19 protein-coding genes and 2 pseudogenes are annotated in these 14,455 nt (G+C 40.9%); 10 read left to right on the forward strand and 11 right to left on the reverse strand.

Going from position 1 to position 14,455, the window contains the following annotated elements:
- Positions 1 to 24: 24 nt before the first annotated feature.
- The 5 genes and pseudogenes from fadJ to AACL31_RS07130 form a co-directional block, all read right to left on the reverse strand.
- Positions 25 to 2,203: pseudogene (gene fadJ, locus AACL31_RS07110) on the reverse strand (fatty acid oxidation complex subunit alpha FadJ).
- 2 nt (positions 2,204 to 2,205) lie between these two features.
- On the reverse strand, positions 2,206 to 3,504 hold the full coding sequence (fadI, locus tag AACL31_RS07115) for an acetyl-CoA C-acyltransferase FadI (protein WP_310511438.1): 1,299 nt from the start codon (positions 3,502 to 3,504) through the stop codon (positions 2,206 to 2,208).
- A gap of 262 nt (positions 3,505 to 3,766) precedes the next feature.
- Positions 3,767 to 4,063: a YfcZ/YiiS family protein gene (locus tag AACL31_RS07120; RefSeq protein ID WP_310511439.1), complete on the reverse strand. Its 297-nt coding sequence runs from the start codon at positions 4,061 to 4,063 to the stop codon at positions 3,767 to 3,769.
- 578 nt (positions 4,064 to 4,641) lie between these two features.
- Positions 4,642 to 4,887: pseudogene (locus AACL31_RS07125) on the reverse strand (tyrosine-type recombinase/integrase); the annotation flags it as partial.
- Between the two features lie 20 nt (positions 4,888 to 4,907).
- Positions 4,908 to 5,876 carry an IS110 family transposase gene (locus AACL31_RS07130; protein ID WP_339053074.1) on the reverse strand — a complete coding sequence of 323 codons (969 nt, stop codon included), beginning with the start codon at positions 5,874 to 5,876 and terminating at the stop codon, positions 4,908 to 4,910.
- 123 nt (positions 5,877 to 5,999) lie between these two features.
- Here AACL31_RS07130 and AACL31_RS07135 point away from each other — a divergent pair, with 123 nt between their 5' ends.
- Positions 6,000 to 6,137: a hypothetical protein gene (locus tag AACL31_RS07135; protein ID WP_339053884.1), complete on the forward strand. Its 138-nt coding sequence runs from the start codon at positions 6,000 to 6,002 to the stop codon at positions 6,135 to 6,137.
- On the opposite strand, the gene AACL31_RS20975 is transcribed toward AACL31_RS07135, so the two are convergent.
- The 3 genes from AACL31_RS20975 to AACL31_RS07145 form a co-directional block, all read right to left on the reverse strand.
- The gene (locus AACL31_RS20975) at positions 6,100 to 6,414 is read right to left on the reverse strand and encodes a tyrosine-type recombinase/integrase (protein ID WP_310513047.1); all 315 of its coding nucleotides are present in this window, start codon (positions 6,412 to 6,414) and stop codon (positions 6,100 to 6,102) included. The two genes, AACL31_RS07135 and AACL31_RS20975, sit on opposite strands and share 38 nt — an antisense overlap.
- Positions 6,415 to 6,426: 12 nt before the next feature.
- On the reverse strand, positions 6,427 to 6,858 hold the full coding sequence (locus tag AACL31_RS07140) for a phage integrase (protein WP_310513046.1): 432 nt from the start codon (positions 6,856 to 6,858) through the stop codon (positions 6,427 to 6,429).
- Between the two features lie 66 nt (positions 6,859 to 6,924).
- Complete coding sequence (locus tag AACL31_RS07145; RefSeq protein ID WP_310513045.1) at positions 6,925 to 7,224, reverse strand: helix-turn-helix transcriptional regulator; 300 nt, start codon at positions 7,222 to 7,224, stop codon at positions 6,925 to 6,927.
- A gap of 111 nt (positions 7,225 to 7,335) precedes the next feature.
- On the opposite strand from AACL31_RS07145, the gene AACL31_RS07150 reads away from it, so the two are divergent.
- Genes AACL31_RS07150 through AACL31_RS07160 form a run of 3 tightly spaced genes read left to right on the forward strand, consistent with a single transcriptional unit; the run spans position 7,336 to position 7,986 of the window.
- Positions 7,336 to 7,599 (forward strand): Cox family DNA-binding protein, encoded by a 264-nt coding sequence (locus AACL31_RS07150; protein WP_310513044.1) that lies wholly within the window; start codon positions 7,336 to 7,338, stop codon positions 7,597 to 7,599.
- The gene (locus AACL31_RS07155) at positions 7,596 to 7,796 is read left to right on the forward strand and encodes a hypothetical protein (RefSeq protein ID WP_310513043.1); all 201 of its coding nucleotides are present in this window, start codon (positions 7,596 to 7,598) and stop codon (positions 7,794 to 7,796) included. The genes AACL31_RS07150 and AACL31_RS07155 overlap by 4 nt, the downstream gene beginning before the upstream one ends.
- Complete coding sequence (locus AACL31_RS07160; RefSeq protein WP_339053885.1) at positions 7,783 to 7,986, forward strand: hypothetical protein; 204 nt, start codon at positions 7,783 to 7,785, stop codon at positions 7,984 to 7,986. The genes AACL31_RS07155 and AACL31_RS07160 overlap by 14 nt, the downstream gene beginning before the upstream one ends.
- Positions 7,987 to 8,110: 124 nt before the next feature.
- Here the strand turns inward: AACL31_RS07160 and AACL31_RS07165 are convergent, their stop codons facing one another.
- Together AACL31_RS07165 and AACL31_RS07170 are read right to left on the reverse strand one after the other, a co-directional pair.
- On the reverse strand, positions 8,111 to 8,581 hold the full coding sequence (locus AACL31_RS07165) for a hypothetical protein (protein ID WP_310513041.1): 471 nt from the start codon (positions 8,579 to 8,581) through the stop codon (positions 8,111 to 8,113).
- A gap of 11 nt (positions 8,582 to 8,592) precedes the next feature.
- The gene (locus AACL31_RS07170; protein ID WP_339053886.1) at positions 8,593 to 8,763 is read right to left on the reverse strand and encodes a hypothetical protein; all 171 of its coding nucleotides are present in this window, start codon (positions 8,761 to 8,763) and stop codon (positions 8,593 to 8,595) included.
- Between the two features lie 217 nt (positions 8,764 to 8,980).
- On the opposite strand from AACL31_RS07170, the gene AACL31_RS07175 reads away from it, so the two are divergent.
- From AACL31_RS07175 to AACL31_RS07190, 4 genes are all read left to right on the forward strand, one after another.
- Positions 8,981 to 9,394, forward strand: coding sequence for a DUF5347 family protein (locus AACL31_RS07175; RefSeq protein WP_310513040.1), 414 nt, complete (start codon positions 8,981 to 8,983; stop codon positions 9,392 to 9,394).
- Between the two features lie 78 nt (positions 9,395 to 9,472).
- Positions 9,473 to 9,688: a hypothetical protein gene (locus AACL31_RS07180; RefSeq protein ID WP_310513039.1), complete on the forward strand. Its 216-nt coding sequence runs from the start codon at positions 9,473 to 9,475 to the stop codon at positions 9,686 to 9,688.
- Positions 9,681 to 9,896: a TraR/DksA family transcriptional regulator gene (locus tag AACL31_RS07185; protein ID WP_310513038.1), complete on the forward strand. Its 216-nt coding sequence runs from the start codon at positions 9,681 to 9,683 to the stop codon at positions 9,894 to 9,896. Before AACL31_RS07180 ends, AACL31_RS07185 begins: the two co-directional genes overlap by 8 nt.
- 7 nt (positions 9,897 to 9,903) lie before the next feature.
- Complete coding sequence (locus tag AACL31_RS07190) at positions 9,904 to 10,650, forward strand: Dam family site-specific DNA-(adenine-N6)-methyltransferase (RefSeq protein WP_310513037.1); 747 nt, start codon at positions 9,904 to 9,906, stop codon at positions 10,648 to 10,650.
- A gap of 146 nt (positions 10,651 to 10,796) precedes the next feature.
- Here the strand turns inward: AACL31_RS07190 and AACL31_RS07195 are convergent, their stop codons facing one another.
- The gene (locus AACL31_RS07195) at positions 10,797 to 12,002 is read right to left on the reverse strand and encodes an IS91 family transposase (protein ID WP_310513469.1); all 1,206 of its coding nucleotides are present in this window, start codon (positions 12,000 to 12,002) and stop codon (positions 10,797 to 10,799) included.
- Between the two features lie 164 nt (positions 12,003 to 12,166).
- On the opposite strand from AACL31_RS07195, the gene AACL31_RS07200 reads away from it, so the two are divergent.
- On the forward strand, positions 12,167 to 12,490 hold the full coding sequence (locus AACL31_RS07200) for a DUF5405 family protein (protein ID WP_310512762.1): 324 nt from the start codon (positions 12,167 to 12,169) through the stop codon (positions 12,488 to 12,490).
- Positions 12,487 to 14,352 (forward strand): replication endonuclease, encoded by a 1,866-nt coding sequence (locus tag AACL31_RS07205; RefSeq protein WP_339053887.1) that lies wholly within the window; start codon positions 12,487 to 12,489, stop codon positions 14,350 to 14,352. Before AACL31_RS07200 ends, AACL31_RS07205 begins: the two co-directional genes overlap by 4 nt.
- Positions 14,353 to 14,455 lie beyond the last annotated feature (103 nt).

A 14,455-nucleotide genomic window follows, 5' to 3' on the forward strand; every position in this document is an offset into this window, starting at 1 on the left:
TAAGGTACTACTAATAATAATCAACTACTGATGGAATTTTTTATTTGATTTAGCCATTTGCATTAGCCTTTCACAAGGAACAAAATTGTTACCATATTTCTATGCTAGTCGATGCATTATGTCAACAATATTTGATATACCTTGTTGATCCATATATCTAAATGGTCCACCAGTAAAAGGAGGAAAACCAATTCCAAACACAGCACCAATCTCACCATCATTTACATGCCGAATAACACCTTCGTCAAGACAACGCGTAGCTTCGTTCAGCATCAGCATAATACAACGCTGAACAATTTCTTGCTCAGATAAAATTGCTTTGGGTTGAATATTAAGTAACTCATAAATGGTTGTGTCGACTTGACGCTGTTTTTTACTCCACGGCCAACTAATCTTATTTTTCTTATAAAGATAAAAACCTCGGCCACTTTTACGCCCCTTTCTATCATCTTCCAATATAATATTAAGTTCTGAAGGGACAGAAAATCGTTCGCCAAATTGTTCAACAAGCACCGGCATAATTTTAGTGCCTACATCAATTCCGACTTCGTCTAACAAGTTCAATGGACCAATGGGAAAACCAAATTTAACTAAGGCATTATCTATATGCTCAATTGATTCACCAGCTAACAGACAACGTGTCGCTTCAGCAATATAAGGTGCTAGTATCCGATTAACATAAAAACCTGCACTGTCACCAACAATAATTGCAGTTTTACCCTGTTTTTTTGCCAATGTCACAGCGTCACAGCAGTAGCAATTGTCTGATCACTCGTTTTACTATGAGGGATCACTTCAACCAATGGCATTTTATCGACTGGACTAAAGTAATGAAGTCCAATTATAAGTTCTGGGTATTTTGCAAACTCTGCAATTTTATGGATAGGTAACGAAGATGTATTAGAAGCAAAAACAACTTCATTTAATGTCATTGCCTCCACTTCCTGTACCATTTTACGCTTTAATGCTAAATCTTCAAAAACTGCTTCTACGATAATTTGCGTTTTTTCAAGCCCTTTATAGTCTAATGTGCCTGAAATTAACATCATCTGTTGAGCGCGCTCTTGTACAGATATGCGTTTACGTTTAACTTGCTCCGTTAAGCGCTGCCAACTGAATTTTAATGCCTGATCAAGTCCTCCATTATTAATGTCCTTCACTCGAACAGGTAATTTACCTCGAGCCGCTGCCACATAGGCAATCCCGCCTCCCATGAGGCCTCCACCTAACACACCTACCTGATGAATTGTAGCAGATTTTCCAAAACTACCCATTTCACTTTTTAGCGAAGTCGAGCCAAAAAAAAAACCTCGTAAAGCGGTAGATTCTGGTGTCATTGCCAGCTCTCCAAAGGCTTTTGCCTCTGCCTCAAGTCCGGCTTGCACACCTTTTTCATAGCCAATAGCAACCACTGAAATCGCTTTTTCTAGCGCAGGGTAATGACCTTTACTTTTTGAATTTGTTTTATTTTTAATTATCGCGAATAAGATATTTCTGATAATGGGTAATTCTGATAAACTCAGCATGAGAGGCAAGCATGTTTTGTTTTTTCTCCCTTTATCAATCCAGTTAATTGCCGTTTGCAATAAAATTTCTGCTGGAACAATATCGTCGACTAAACCCAATTTTAGTGATTGCTTTGGCCTTAATTGACGACCAGTCAGAATCAAATCTAATCCATTAACTAAACCGATTAAACGAGGTAAACGTTGTGTTCCTCCAGAACCTGGTATTAAGCCTAATTGTACCTCTGGTAAACCAAGACGCGTTTTATCTGACAGAGTACAAATTCTTACATGACAGGCAAGCGCTAACTCTAATCCGCCGCCTAAACATACCCCATCAATTGCAGCGACAATAGGTAATGGATAATTTTCAAGCAAGTTAAATAATTTTTGGCCTATCAGGCAAGCCTTGTTGCTTCTTCTTTTGTTTTACAATTGGAAATCATACTAATATCAGCACCAGCAAGAAAACAGCCTGGTTTATTTGAAATAATAATAATCCCTTTCAAACCCACGATTGCTTGTGCTTGCTGTAATATCATATAAAATTGATCAACAAATTCAGCTTTTAATGTATTAACTTTTTCGCCGGCAACATCAATGGAAATAACACCGATATTGTTTTGTTTGACGGAAAAATGAAACACAGGATAGCTAGTAATTGCAGGTAAGTTTTTTTCTTCATTTTTATTGGTCATAACTACTCAACCTCCAAAATCATTGCTGCACCTAAACCGCCTGCTGCACAAGCGGTCGTAAGCGCCAAACCACCGCCACGACGATGTAACTCATTAAGCGTCTGTGTCACCATACGAGCACCTGTGGCAGCAAATGGATGGCCATAAGCAATAGACCCGCCTAATACATTAAATTTTTCCATATTAATTTCACCAATCGCTTCAGATTGCCCTAATTTCTGTTGAGCAAATTTTTTGCTCGCAAACATTTTCATATTGGCTAATACTTGAGCAGAAAAAGCTTCATGCATATCAATTAAGGTAAGATCTTTTAAACTTAATCCCGAGTACTTAAGAGCTAATGGTGTAGCATAAGAAGGGCCTAATAGCATGTCCTGCCAAACATCAATAGCCGAAAAAGCATAACTACGAATATAACCTAATGGAGTTATACCTAATGCTTTCGCATTTGATTCAAACATCAACATTACTGCCGCTGCACCATCAGTCATTGGCGTGCTGTTCGCGGCGGTAACAGTACCATGTTGGCGATCAAAAGCCGGTTTTAACTTTGCATAAGAAGCAAGTGTTGAGTCTTTTCGAACATTATTGTCTTCCGATAATGACTCCAGGAACGGCGGTATATGAGCTGTCATTACTTCTTTCTGTAATACGCCGCTATCCCAAGCCTGGGCGGCTAGGATATGAGAACGATGAGCAAAAGCGTCTTGTTCTTCACGACTAATATGATAAGTTTTTGCCATCTGTTCGGCAGTATCTCCCATTCTTAAACCCGTAGAATATTCGGTTACTGCTGGTGAAACTGGCAAAAAGTCACGAAAACTTAATGTGCTTAAGAGCCGCAATCGTTGGCCAATTGATTTTGCTCTATTGAGGTCAACTAGAGTGCTTGCCATTTTTTTAGTTACACCAATAGGTAAAACTGATGATGAATCCGCTCCACCAGCAATACCGACCTTAATAGTGCCCGCCTTCATACTTTCTACGATATTGGTAATAGCCTGAAAACTAGTAGCACATGCTCTAGAAATACTATAAGCATCTATTGAAACAGGTAGTCCAGTGCCTAAAACAATTTCTCTAGCAATATTCGGCGCTTCAGGCATCTGAACTACTTGACCAAAAACCACTTGATCAATAAGTTGAGAATCAATACCACTGCGAATAACTAATTCACGTACTACCATTTTGCCTAGATCGACAGCAGGTATATTATGATAAGCCGTTGCCTGTTTAGCAAAAGGAAGGCGTAACCCAGTAACAATTGCGATACGATTAGTATTCTTAACGTTGTAGTTCATAGCAGATCTCGCTTCCCTTTTTATAAAAAATGAAAAATGAAAAATGAAAAATGAAACTATAGTTAATCATTCCCAATACTTCACAGAGGTCTGATCTGATAATCAATTGTTATTCAAATGTAGTGAAAGAAAAATAATAAAAATTAAAAACTGAGAGGCGGCACACAAGATATGAATATTTATTTGTCACACAAGTCAAAATATTGAGAACAACTCAACGACCCAATGCCTACAAAACCTCTGTAGGCATTGTTAAATTCAATTAACGCAAATTTAATTGAAAAATTAGCGTTTCAGCTTCACAACAAAAGGTAAAACTCGCTAGTAATTTAACACCCTCAGTAATAGGCTGAATCTGATGTTCAATCACACAAGGCTCCGATTCAACTGACCGTGCTTTTTCTATTAGCTGTGTTAACATTTTTTCAGCTTCTTGTTGATTTAAAAAATTTTTTTCAAAAGAAGCGGTACAATTTTGATTATCTATCACTGTACCCACATCAACACAACAGCAAGCAGCAGTTTCTTCTGCATGACAACGATTCTTAGCATCCGACATAATTTTTTCCAACAATAAACATTAACAAAATATAATCATAACGCTAATTAACAAAAAAATACCAGCTACTATATGATAATCTATAAAATATCAAGTAGTTATTTGATCTAATATCCCTATTGTTACTCTATGCCTATCACTTCGCATAATTAATGCACCAATTTTATGTTAAATAAATCACATTTTTACAAACAAATAACATTTTTACAAACAAATAACATATACACAGTAAACATGCTTGTAATAAAACCGGTATTCAATTCTATACTCAGTCAACTGGTCTGATTTGCCATATTAGCATGGAGCAATACAATTCGGGCCTTTCTATTACGACTATCAATGTCGTTCTTATCATAAATATAATTAAGGGGTTTTGGTTATGAACCAGAAAAACCTGTTCAAACATACAATCTTGGCAATGGCTGTAAGTTTTATTTCGACAAATGCCAGTGCTGCTGGGTTTTTAGTACTTTTAAAACAACAAGTTAAATCTAACTCATTGTTTTTATTGACCTACAGATTACTGCTAATTACTGTAAATAACTGTAGTGTGGTCAAATGTGGTCACTCTTAGATACCTATTTAAACCTTAAATGTAAAGGATTTAACCTTATTGCATCATCCAAATAATCAGGTGCAAAATGAGCATAAGTCATGGTCTGCTCAATTTTAGAATGCCCTAATATCCTTTGCAGGGTTATAATATTTCCTCCGTTAATCATAAAATGAGTCGCAAAAGTATGTCGCATAACATGAGTAGCTTGCCCTGCGGGTAAGGTTGGCTTGATGCGTTTTAAAGTATGTCGAAACTCCATATAATTAGCAACTGTCTTGAACGTTAAAATTATGGAGAAACGTGATGGTACGACTCATTCCATTCTTCGTTCTTTCTGAGCATCGCGTTCAGGATAGTCAGCAGCTTGCGCATACAGGCGACCAGCGCCACTTTTTTGGCTTTTCCCGCTGCAAGCAGGCGCATGTAAAAGGCTTTTATCACCGGATTAAAGCGAGTTGCTACAAGCGCGGCCATATAAAGTGCTGTTCGGACTCCGTCCCTTCCGCCAAATATGGTTCGCCGACCACGCATGGTACCCGAGTCCCGGTTTATGGGGGCAACGCCTACAAGCGCGCTAATAGCTCGCCTCGAGAGGCTGCCCAGTTCGGGAAGCTCCGCCAACAACGCAGCAACTGTCATGGTACCAACCCCTTTAATGCTGCTCAGCCTAGCGGCCAGATCCTTAAAGTGGTTCCTTATGTGGTTGTTCATATCCTCATCGATTCTGGCAAGTTCATCTTCCAGCGCCTTGATGATGATGTTGATGCTTTTTCTATTCTGTGGATGTGCGGTATACAGCCTATTACGTTCTGCCACCAACATTGTAATCAACTGGCGTCTGCGTACGACCATCGCAGCAAGAACCTGACGTTCTGCATTTGGCAGAGTCCGGATAAAGCGCTCTCGCTCCGGATGTCGATTAATAACCTCTGCCATTTGTGCAAGCACTTTGGCATCAATACGGTCAGTTTTTGCCAGATAGCCCATAGCGCGGGCAAAGTCTCGGGATTGTCTGGGATTGATCACAGTGACGTCAAAGCCTTCAGCCTGGAGCGAGCAGGCCACAGTAGCTTCAAGCCCGCCAGTTGCCTCCATCAGAACCAACACCACCGAATGCTTTCTCAATTCGGCGATAATGGCATCAAAACCGTCAGAGTCATTACTGACCGTAAACTGTGCAATATCACAGCTGGCTGCTATGTCCAGCGTTGCTTTAGAAACATCAATACCCACACAAAGTGGATTTGGCTGACTCATGATTACCCATCCTTGCAAATGCGTTATGGAGTACGGACAACTGTTCGGGTTTCAGATGAGTGGCTCAGTGTATGCGCCGGTCGCTAATTAACGGGCTTAAAACCCTAGGAGGAATCGGGCTGCATGCACCTTGCCAAATCTAATCGTAACTATTTTAAACCGTTTTCAAGATACAAGGAGGAATCGGGCTGCATGCACCTTGCCAAATCTAATCGTAACTATTTTAAACCGTTTTCAAGATACAAGCGGAGGGAAAAATAAAATCTGTTTTGCCTTCACTAATTATTTTATTCACTACTTCAGATATTGGGACAGATCGCTTCTTACCAGTTTTTGTCTCGAAAAATGTCACGCGATTATGGACAATATGTTCTTTCCTCAATTTCATTGCCTCACTCCATCTTGCTCCCGTACTCATACAAAAAATAGCTATAAGATAGTTATCCCCTCTGAGCACAGATAGTAGATTTTCTATTTCTCTATCTGATAAATACGACATTTCTACAACATCTTCTTTTAATCCGCTAAATTCATCCATAGGGTTTTCAGATTAGAAAAGTCCTGCTGAAATAAGATAGGTAAACATACCGCTGAGTTGCCATAATTCACGATTTATTGTTGATGGCTTAACTCCCGTTGCAAGTCTATTATGACAATATAAAGTCAAAGATGATCGGTTGATCTCAAACGAAATAGGATCGTTCATTAATTTGATTACTCTTTTTAATTCATGATATCGTTTAGTTGCATGTCTAATACTATTACCATGATATTTCCACCATACCTCTGATAGCTCTGACAAGTGACGCTTATCTTTTAGCTTAGGTAGCCATTCCTGTGATTTATGGTTCGTTAAAATATAACGTTCAAATGCAATTGCTTCATGTTTCTTTTGAAATTTCCGTCTGATCCGTTTTCCATTACGACCAGTTGGCCTGATATCCACTTCATAACGACCATCTTCAAGTTTCTTAATTGACATAAGAAATCTCTCCAATGGTAGATAAACTTTTCGAATTAATACATTCACAAAAAGCGAGATGTATTGCTAACCAGTTTTCTTTTCTGATTGGACTAACTTTGTTTCTTCTTGCCCAGAGTGTGCGAGAGCCGGTGCAATTTGACCGGATTCTGGAGCTATCTCATTTGTCATAAACCACATCGTATATTTTAAAAATTTTGGATGACTTAATATTTTCATAGTTACATAGGTATCTGGAGTTGTCCTTCCTGTTTCATAATAAGTTAATGATGAATAGGGTATGTTAACCATTTCAGCAAGTTGTCTTCGATTTAACCTTTCAGATTCACGAATAATTTTAATTTTTTCTGCTATTGACATTGACATATTATCAATTCCTCGGCAAATTTATGTTGTTATCGATAAATAAGAGCAAGAACTACAAATAAACATAAGTTATTGTAAGTAATTGACGCATACTCAATAGAAGATTAGCAGATGTCAAAACAGGTGATAAGTCTTTCTGACGCTTTGCCTTACCAAGAATTCGCAAAACAAATTGGAAAAAGCCCAGAAGCTGTGAAAGGAATGATCAACAAAGGCAAGTTACCTGTAGTGCAAATGAAAGAATTTCCTGACTCACACCGTTCAGAATATTGGGTTTATTTACCTGCCTGGAATGAAGGAATGAAATTAGCTTACGAGTCATTGCCTAAAGAAATTAGAGATGGCTGGTTAACATGGTTAGGACTGAAATCATGATCATTAAACAAAAAAGTCCTCACAGTTTTAGTTATTGTGAATTTGACATTATCAAATTACCCAGAAAAATAATGAATCCCATCACACGTTATCACGTCTGGTATGGCAAAGACTCTTTGGGTAAATTTGATGCAATGGCTCAAGCAATCCATTATATCGATAAATTATACCAGGGGATAAATGATGAGAAATCCTAACTTAAGCGTCAAAGCGACAAGACTGGCTTATGTGATGGGCATTGATGAACTTTCCGTTGTGCCCTCTTGTGACGGTAAGTTATTACGATTATATCTTCATGACCATTTACTGATTCAGATTGATTTATCACCAGAAGCTAAAGATAGCCAATTCAATCAAAATAAAACCTTTAGAACAATTAATCATTAAAAATATAACTAATTATTTTTTATTTAACACCAAGGAAATTTTTAACTTTGCTATGGCGAGTGACGACATGAAAGTATCGTCAACATATAGTTCATAAACGCATTTAAGAGGTAACCCGATGTCGCTACTTAGGAATACCACCGCCGATAAAAGCAATCATTTTTTCCCATCGCGTAAGGGGGTGTCCAGCTTCTCTATCAACCCCGTACAACGCAATACTTGACCTTTTTCTGGCGGGATGATAAAGCGCAGTCAGGGGTTGGGTGTCGGTTTCTTCAATTTCTCGCATTCTCGCTTTAATCTGGTTTTCATCCAGTTGCGGAAGTTCATCCGCCAGCCTTCGGTATCGTCTTACCTGAGATTTTGCGCTACCAGCTTTTTCACCAAATTTAACAACAAACTGAATAGCGGAAATCAAGGCAATCAGAAAACCCAACAGCCATCCATATTGGAAATGTGCAAAAACAGAAGCACCCAGAAATACCTGCCAAAAAGAACAAAATTGTTCAACTCGGCGATTAAAAATTTCTGTCATTTCGGCAAGGTAAATCGAGTAGTAGACTTCAAATTTAATGTGTTCGGATGGCTGTTCCATTTTGGGACTCCTTATTTTTTATCGTTATCCCCAGTCTTTTGTTCCTCTTGCTGTGACGGGGCAGGTTTATGTAATCGGGTATAGTCTTCTCTTTCTTGGGACATGGATTTCACGCCTTGTTGTTGGATTTTATGCCCAACTCTCATTGGAAAGAAAACGTGGGCATAAACATGATACCACAACACCCTGTTTTCGGTCAGGGCAACAAAACCGATAACTTAATGAGGATATTTATGAATAAATCTAATCAGCACTACCCCTATCGATTAACTGGCGAGTCCGTTAAAAATTATCATATTAATAATAAGAAGAATAAAAAACTGACGTTAATAGATAAATTAATATTGTTATTTGGCGGATTATTTATTTTTTATTTTCTCACCCTAATTATTAAATAAAATGATGACGAATAAACACGCATTAACAAATACATTAATTCACTCGATTAATACATTACAAAATAATCCCGGTGATATTAATAAACGAAAATCGGGTATTTATCGCAATGAAGGACTACCCATTAATGCGCGCGTCGATGGGTTAATTAAGGCAGCGAAATGTCGAACGGTTCATTTTAATAAGGATAAAGAAAATCCCGATAATCAATGCCTGTTGGGATTTATTGAATATTTACGAAAACATAATAAACGCTTTGTTAATTTAATTTTTTATTTAGCAAATATTGATAATAAAAAACATCATTTGAAATTTGATGAATTTAATAAAAAAGAAAAACAGGCCATTATTAACGCGCTATTTCAATTACAGGTGCTCGTTGCATTAATACCTAAAAATATCGCACTGCCACTTTAATTTATAAATAAAAATTAACGGTGTTGCCACACCAGGGGATTGTTTTATCCAAAATAAGGAAAGGAGAAGTAAAAAAATATGACTGCACAATTCGGCGTATTAAAACTCACCGATTTGCTAAAGCAAAATCGGGAAGATGAAAGGAAACACTTATTGAGACAATTTTCTGCTCATTTAACGTCGCTGGCCTATCAAATACTTCATCAAAAAATGACGTATCACACCGCTTATCAGCATGTGATGGAAGTCAGTGACCACTTTGAACTTCGAGCAGAGAATTTAAACCATGTCTGACCCGATTGATAAAGCGAATGAACTCGCCCAACAACAATTAATTTACCAGATTAAGCAGGTGACCGAGCGCAAAAAAGGTATCGCCCGTTTTCATTGTGAGGATTGTGAAAAAGCGATACCGGAAGCGCGCCGTATCGCTTCCCCAGGCTGCATTCGCTGCGTCGACTGTCAGTCTTTTTTTGAGTCAAAACAACGACATTATCGATAAGGTTAACATGGCTAACAAAACCATCCTTAAATGGGCGGGTTCTAAAGTGCAAATTATGCCGCAACTGCTGCCCCATCTACCCAAAACACGGCGTTTAGTGGAGCCTTTTGCCGGATCCTGTGCGGTGATGATGAATACCGATTATGAATCCTATCTCCTTGCCGATGCCAACCCCGACCTGATTAATTTTTATGAAATGATTATTCATCACAATACGGTATTTATTGAGGCGGCAAAATCGCTCTTTTCACCTTTCGCCCAAACAGGAAGTGATGAAAAACAACGCTATTATCGCATTCGTCATCAATTTAATTATCAAGCGATGACGTTATTGTGGCGGGCAGTGTGTTTTCTGTATTTAAATAAACACGGTTTTAATGGCCTGTGTCGTTATAATCAAAAAGGCCAATTTAATGTTCCGGCCGGGAAATATAAAACGGTCTATTTTCCCGAAAAAGAAATCAATCAATTTATCAGCCGTCAAGCGCAATCAATCACCTTGCGCTGTCGTGACTGGTCAGAAACCCTGTCATTAGTAATAAAAGACGATGGGATTTATTGTGATCCGCCTTATTTGGCTCATAAAAACGGGTTTACTCAATACTGCCCTGAGAAATTTACCGAAGCGGAACATGAGAAGTTAGCCAAAAGGCTAAAAAAAATGCATACCCGTCAGGGAAACCCGATCACCGTTTCTAATTCCATTGCCGCAAAATCACTTTATGCCGATCTGGGGTTTACGGTTCATGGTTAGGAAATTGAATGTTAATTATTTCTTTTTTTCTGACCTTAATTGCTGATACGGATGACCGATCTCTAGTTTCACCATCAAGTAGTCGCCTGGCTTTTCGTCAACCAGAGGTTTTTTTATACAATAAATTGAATTTAGTTAGATCTTCCCTACGCGGTTTTCCGTAACCCTCGCGCCTTTTTGACTATCTTACGGCGCATTTCCAGTAATACTTCTGCTCTGATACCCACCTGTACGCTGTTAAAAATCATCCGGCTCCCACATAATATGCATTGATACGGATCCACATTCGTAAAGTGTTTCATCAGCGACGCAAAGCCCGGTTTATGCGGTTTTTTCTTCACCTGCATACCCAGTGCCGCATAGACTTTCGGCAGCAAAATACCCCGTTTCCGGTTGGCCAGAAAGCCGTAATACCGCACCATCTTAAAATGCTGTGACGGGATATGGCTGATGTAGCGCAACAACATTGCTTCCTGGCTCAGATATTGGGTGCGGTGCTTTCCCGTCCGGTGATCATAGTAATGATGGACAACAGTGCCGCCGTTATAATGACGCAGTTTTGAGGCTGCAACCGGCGGGCGTTTCAGGTAACGGCCAAGATAATTGACATTTTGTCGGGCATGTTTGGTTTTTTTCGCAAAGTGAATTTTCCAGCGCCGCTGGTACTGTGATTCCAGAAACTGACACCATTCCCGGTAGTCGCGGATATGCACATAGCCGGCAGCAGGTAAATTCAGCCCGCCGTAATTCTCTCGAAGTAACGCGATGACAGCCCGGCGCCAGTACCGCTCTACTACTTTCTTTTTGAAGAAAACCGGTCGCCAGACGTCGTGTTTGCGGCATAATCCGCCGCGGGTCACCGATAAATGGATATGCGGGTGTTGGTTAAGCTGACGCCCGTAAGTATGCAGGGCGACAAACAACCCGATTTCGATATTGAGTTTTTCTGCCCATTTCAGCAGGGTTCGAGCGGCACAGGCAAACAACTGATTCAGTAATGGCCAGTTGTGATTAAATGCCGGCCAGAGTTTATCGGGCATAGTGAAAGTGATGTGCTGCCATTCGCAGTCTGGCAAAATGTGTTGCTGCTCGGCTATCCACTGTTCGGTGGCTTTCATCCCGCAGGCGCTGCAGCCTTTGCTTTTGCAGCTCTGACAGAAATATTTGGTGTGCGGGCAGTCAGGGGAGTCGCAGCAATAACGACGGATACCCATAGCACCGGTGCCACAGGCGAGCATCCGTTCGACGACCAGTTTAGTCCATTCGGGAACGGAAGAGCCGTATTTCATGAGTAACCGGTTCCAGCCGTCATCTATCTGGAAGAGAAGTTTTGCGGGTCGGGGAATATACATACACCGGATTATAACGGGAGGCGGTTACTAAGGACAGCCATTTACTTACAGCGTCTTAGCTCCCGACGCAGGCGGGCTACTGTCCATGAAATTTACGCGCCACGGGCTATCTCAGGTAAGCGGCAGATGGCAAAAGAAATTATTGCCGTACTTGGAGGCAAATCATGATCCCGTTAGACCCCAAAACGGGCGTTTATATCTTTGGCACCCGTTTTGCCATTTCGTGCCAACAAAATTCAGATACCCATAAAATCGAATGGCGCTTACTGGAAGAGAATGCGTCCTCACGGTGTTACGAAATGGTCTGTCTTCATACTGATCCGGTGCGACTTGTGATGGATTTGATTTCACATCATACGCTAAGAACGCATGCCAATGCGATCCGGACCCTTGATCACTATCGGGAAACCGTAGAGATCTTATCGCGCCGTTGTGAAACCGCGATTAATCTGCTTGATCCGGATAAATTGGGGGGTGCGCGTCGATGAGGCATGCCACGATTGATTTTACGGTCTCACCGATGACCTATTCACCCCAGATGAAATTTGCGTATTGGTGGAATCATCCCCGGCATGAAGCGGTTTCTTATCCGAAACCGCTTAGCCGTGAGCAGAGCGTTCAGAGGCAAGTGATTTTAAAGGATATCGCCTCGTTACCCCAGCATTTACGTTACCGTTATCAAAAACGTTATCAATCGTTAATCAGTGAAAAGGGATTGCATGAGGCGTATCACTTTCTTTACTTTACGTTTCATCAAAAAATCTGGCCAAGGCTGTCAGCCGTTAATCAACGTTATGAAATGCGGGTTGAAAACTGGCCCGTGACCCTTATCGATACCCCCGATATTCTTGATTTCAATTTGCTACCGGACATGAATAATCAACGGGTTAAACAGTTAGCTAGCCACCTGTCAGCCTTTTTTTTTAGTTTCTATGAACGCTGTTGTGATCAAATCATCACGTCGCATCAGGGCGATAGAAACCGTATTTTCGATGAGACTGTCCAAACCGATATTTATGGCCGTTTAGCGGAATTGGCGCGAGGGTTACATGTCACCCCAGAATACTATTCATCCTATCAAAAAACGTTACGTCAACGTACACAGGGAAAAGATCATCAAACGATGCCCCTTCGCCAGGTGTATGCCGCCGTTGCCCGTTTAATCAGTCGGGATTACTGGTTAACCAAATTGCGCTCACACCGTACCCGATGGGTCGAATCGTTGATGATCGCCGCGATGGATGTGTGCAAGCAGCACCAACCTTATGCCAGTCAACAGGCTATCCGAGCGGTAAAATCGCAGCGCCTGGCCAATTTACGCTATTTGCAGGCAATGGAAATTGAAGACACTGACAGTGGCGAACGATTTGATTTAATCGATAAAGTGATGGCGAGTATTGCCAATCCGGAGATCCGCCGAATGGAATTGATGGCACAAATGGCCGGCATTGAAAAAGTCGCGCTTACGCGCAATGATATTGGCCTGTTTGTCACGCTCACCTGCCCATCAAAATATCACCCGACTAAATTGCGTCAACGCGGAAAAGATAATATCGCGGTATTAAATCATCGCTGGAAAGAAGCAGCGTTAACGCCTAAAGACGGACAGCGTTATTTAGTCAAAGTCTGGTCACGTATTCGCGCCGCCTTTGCTGACAATGACATTGCCGTTTATGGTGTCCGCGTGGTGGAACCGCATCATGACGCTACCCCACACTGGCATTTACTCCTTTTTACCGATAAAGCCCATCGCGCCAAGGCGGTAGAGATCATGCGTAAAAAAGCCTTGGCGGAAGATCCTGACGAAAAAGGGGCGCAGCAACATCGTTTTGAATGTAAACACATGAATAAAGGCGGTGCCGTCGGGTATATCGCTAAATATATTGCGAAAAATATCGACGGCTATGCACTGGAAGGTGAAACTGACTTTGAAACCGGTAAACCCTTAACGGAAACGGCAGCAGCAGTCAGTGCCTGGGCGGCTACGTGGCGTATTCCGCAATTTCATTTTTATCAACTGCCTGCAAAAGGCGTCTATCGCGAATGTCGACGTTTGAGAAGTTTATCGATCGCGGACACCTTGGGTGAAATGGCGGAAAAAGTGAGGAAGGCGGCCGATGAAGGCGACTTTGCCGCCTATATTGACGCCCAAGGCGGCCCTTGCACTCCCCGAAAAGAACAAACTTTGCGCGTTGCCTATAAAACAGCAGACGAACCGAATGCGTATGACGAAGCGGTGCAAAAAAATAGCGGGGATCTATGCACAACTTCACCCAGATACTCCCATCATGAAAACGCGGTTAAAAAAATACCGGCTAGTGAAAAAAGAACCCGAGCGTCAGGCAGTTGATTTTTTAAAAAGCGCCATCGGCGCGCCTCGGAGTTCTGGCAATAACTGTAGAAAAGGGGTTTTAACCCCCTCTTTGGATGTACACTATTTTAAGCCTCATTGC

Origin of the sequence: Arsenophonus endosymbiont of Crataerina pallida (genome assembly GCF_964020125.1) — a bacterium.
GTDB lineage: Bacteria > Pseudomonadota > Gammaproteobacteria > Enterobacterales > Enterobacteriaceae > Arsenophonus > Arsenophonus nilaparvatae.

Excerpts from the sequence above, each read along its gene's own strand:
- fadI (WP_310511438.1), bottom strand. The coding sequence starts at position 3,504 with ATGAACTACAACGTTAAGAATACTAATCGTATCGCAATTGTTACTGGG.
- AACL31_RS07120 (WP_310511439.1), bottom strand. The coding sequence starts at position 4,063 with ATGTCGGATGCTAAGAATCGTTGTCATGCAGAAGAAACTGCTGCTTGC.
- AACL31_RS07130 (WP_339053074.1), bottom strand. The coding sequence starts at position 5,876 with ATGAGTCAGCCAAATCCACTTTGTGTGGGTATTGATGTTTCTAAAGCA.
- AACL31_RS07135 (WP_339053884.1), top strand. The coding sequence starts at position 6,000 with ATGCACCTTGCCAAATCTAATCGTAACTATTTTAAACCGTTTTCAAGA.
- AACL31_RS20975 (WP_310513047.1), bottom strand. The coding sequence starts at position 6,414 with ATGGATGAATTTAGCGGATTAAAAGAAGATGTTGTAGAAATGTCGTAT.
- AACL31_RS07140 (WP_310513046.1), bottom strand. The coding sequence starts at position 6,858 with ATGTCAATTAAGAAACTTGAAGATGGTCGTTATGAAGTGGATATCAGG.
- AACL31_RS07145 (WP_310513045.1), bottom strand. The coding sequence starts at position 7,224 with ATGTCAATGTCAATAGCAGAAAAAATTAAAATTATTCGTGAATCTGAA.
- AACL31_RS07150 (WP_310513044.1), top strand. The coding sequence starts at position 7,336 with ATGTCAAAACAGGTGATAAGTCTTTCTGACGCTTTGCCTTACCAAGAA.
- AACL31_RS07155 (WP_310513043.1), top strand. The coding sequence starts at position 7,596 with ATGATCATTAAACAAAAAAGTCCTCACAGTTTTAGTTATTGTGAATTT.
- AACL31_RS07160 (WP_339053885.1), top strand. The coding sequence starts at position 7,783 with ATGAGAAATCCTAACTTAAGCGTCAAAGCGACAAGACTGGCTTATGTG.
- AACL31_RS07165 (WP_310513041.1), bottom strand. The coding sequence starts at position 8,581 with ATGGAACAGCCATCCGAACACATTAAATTTGAAGTCTACTACTCGATT.
- AACL31_RS07175 (WP_310513040.1), top strand. The coding sequence starts at position 8,981 with ATGATGACGAATAAACACGCATTAACAAATACATTAATTCACTCGATT.
- AACL31_RS07180 (WP_310513039.1), top strand. The coding sequence starts at position 9,473 with ATGACTGCACAATTCGGCGTATTAAAACTCACCGATTTGCTAAAGCAA.
- AACL31_RS07185 (WP_310513038.1), top strand. The coding sequence starts at position 9,681 with ATGTCTGACCCGATTGATAAAGCGAATGAACTCGCCCAACAACAATTA.
- AACL31_RS07190 (WP_310513037.1), top strand. The coding sequence starts at position 9,904 with ATGGCTAACAAAACCATCCTTAAATGGGCGGGTTCTAAAGTGCAAATT.
- AACL31_RS07195 (WP_310513469.1), bottom strand. The coding sequence starts at position 12,002 with ATGTATATTCCCCGACCCGCAAAACTTCTCTTCCAGATAGATGACGGC.
- AACL31_RS07200 (WP_310512762.1), top strand. The coding sequence starts at position 12,167 with ATGATCCCGTTAGACCCCAAAACGGGCGTTTATATCTTTGGCACCCGT.
- AACL31_RS07205 (WP_339053887.1), top strand. The coding sequence starts at position 12,487 with ATGAGGCATGCCACGATTGATTTTACGGTCTCACCGATGACCTATTCA.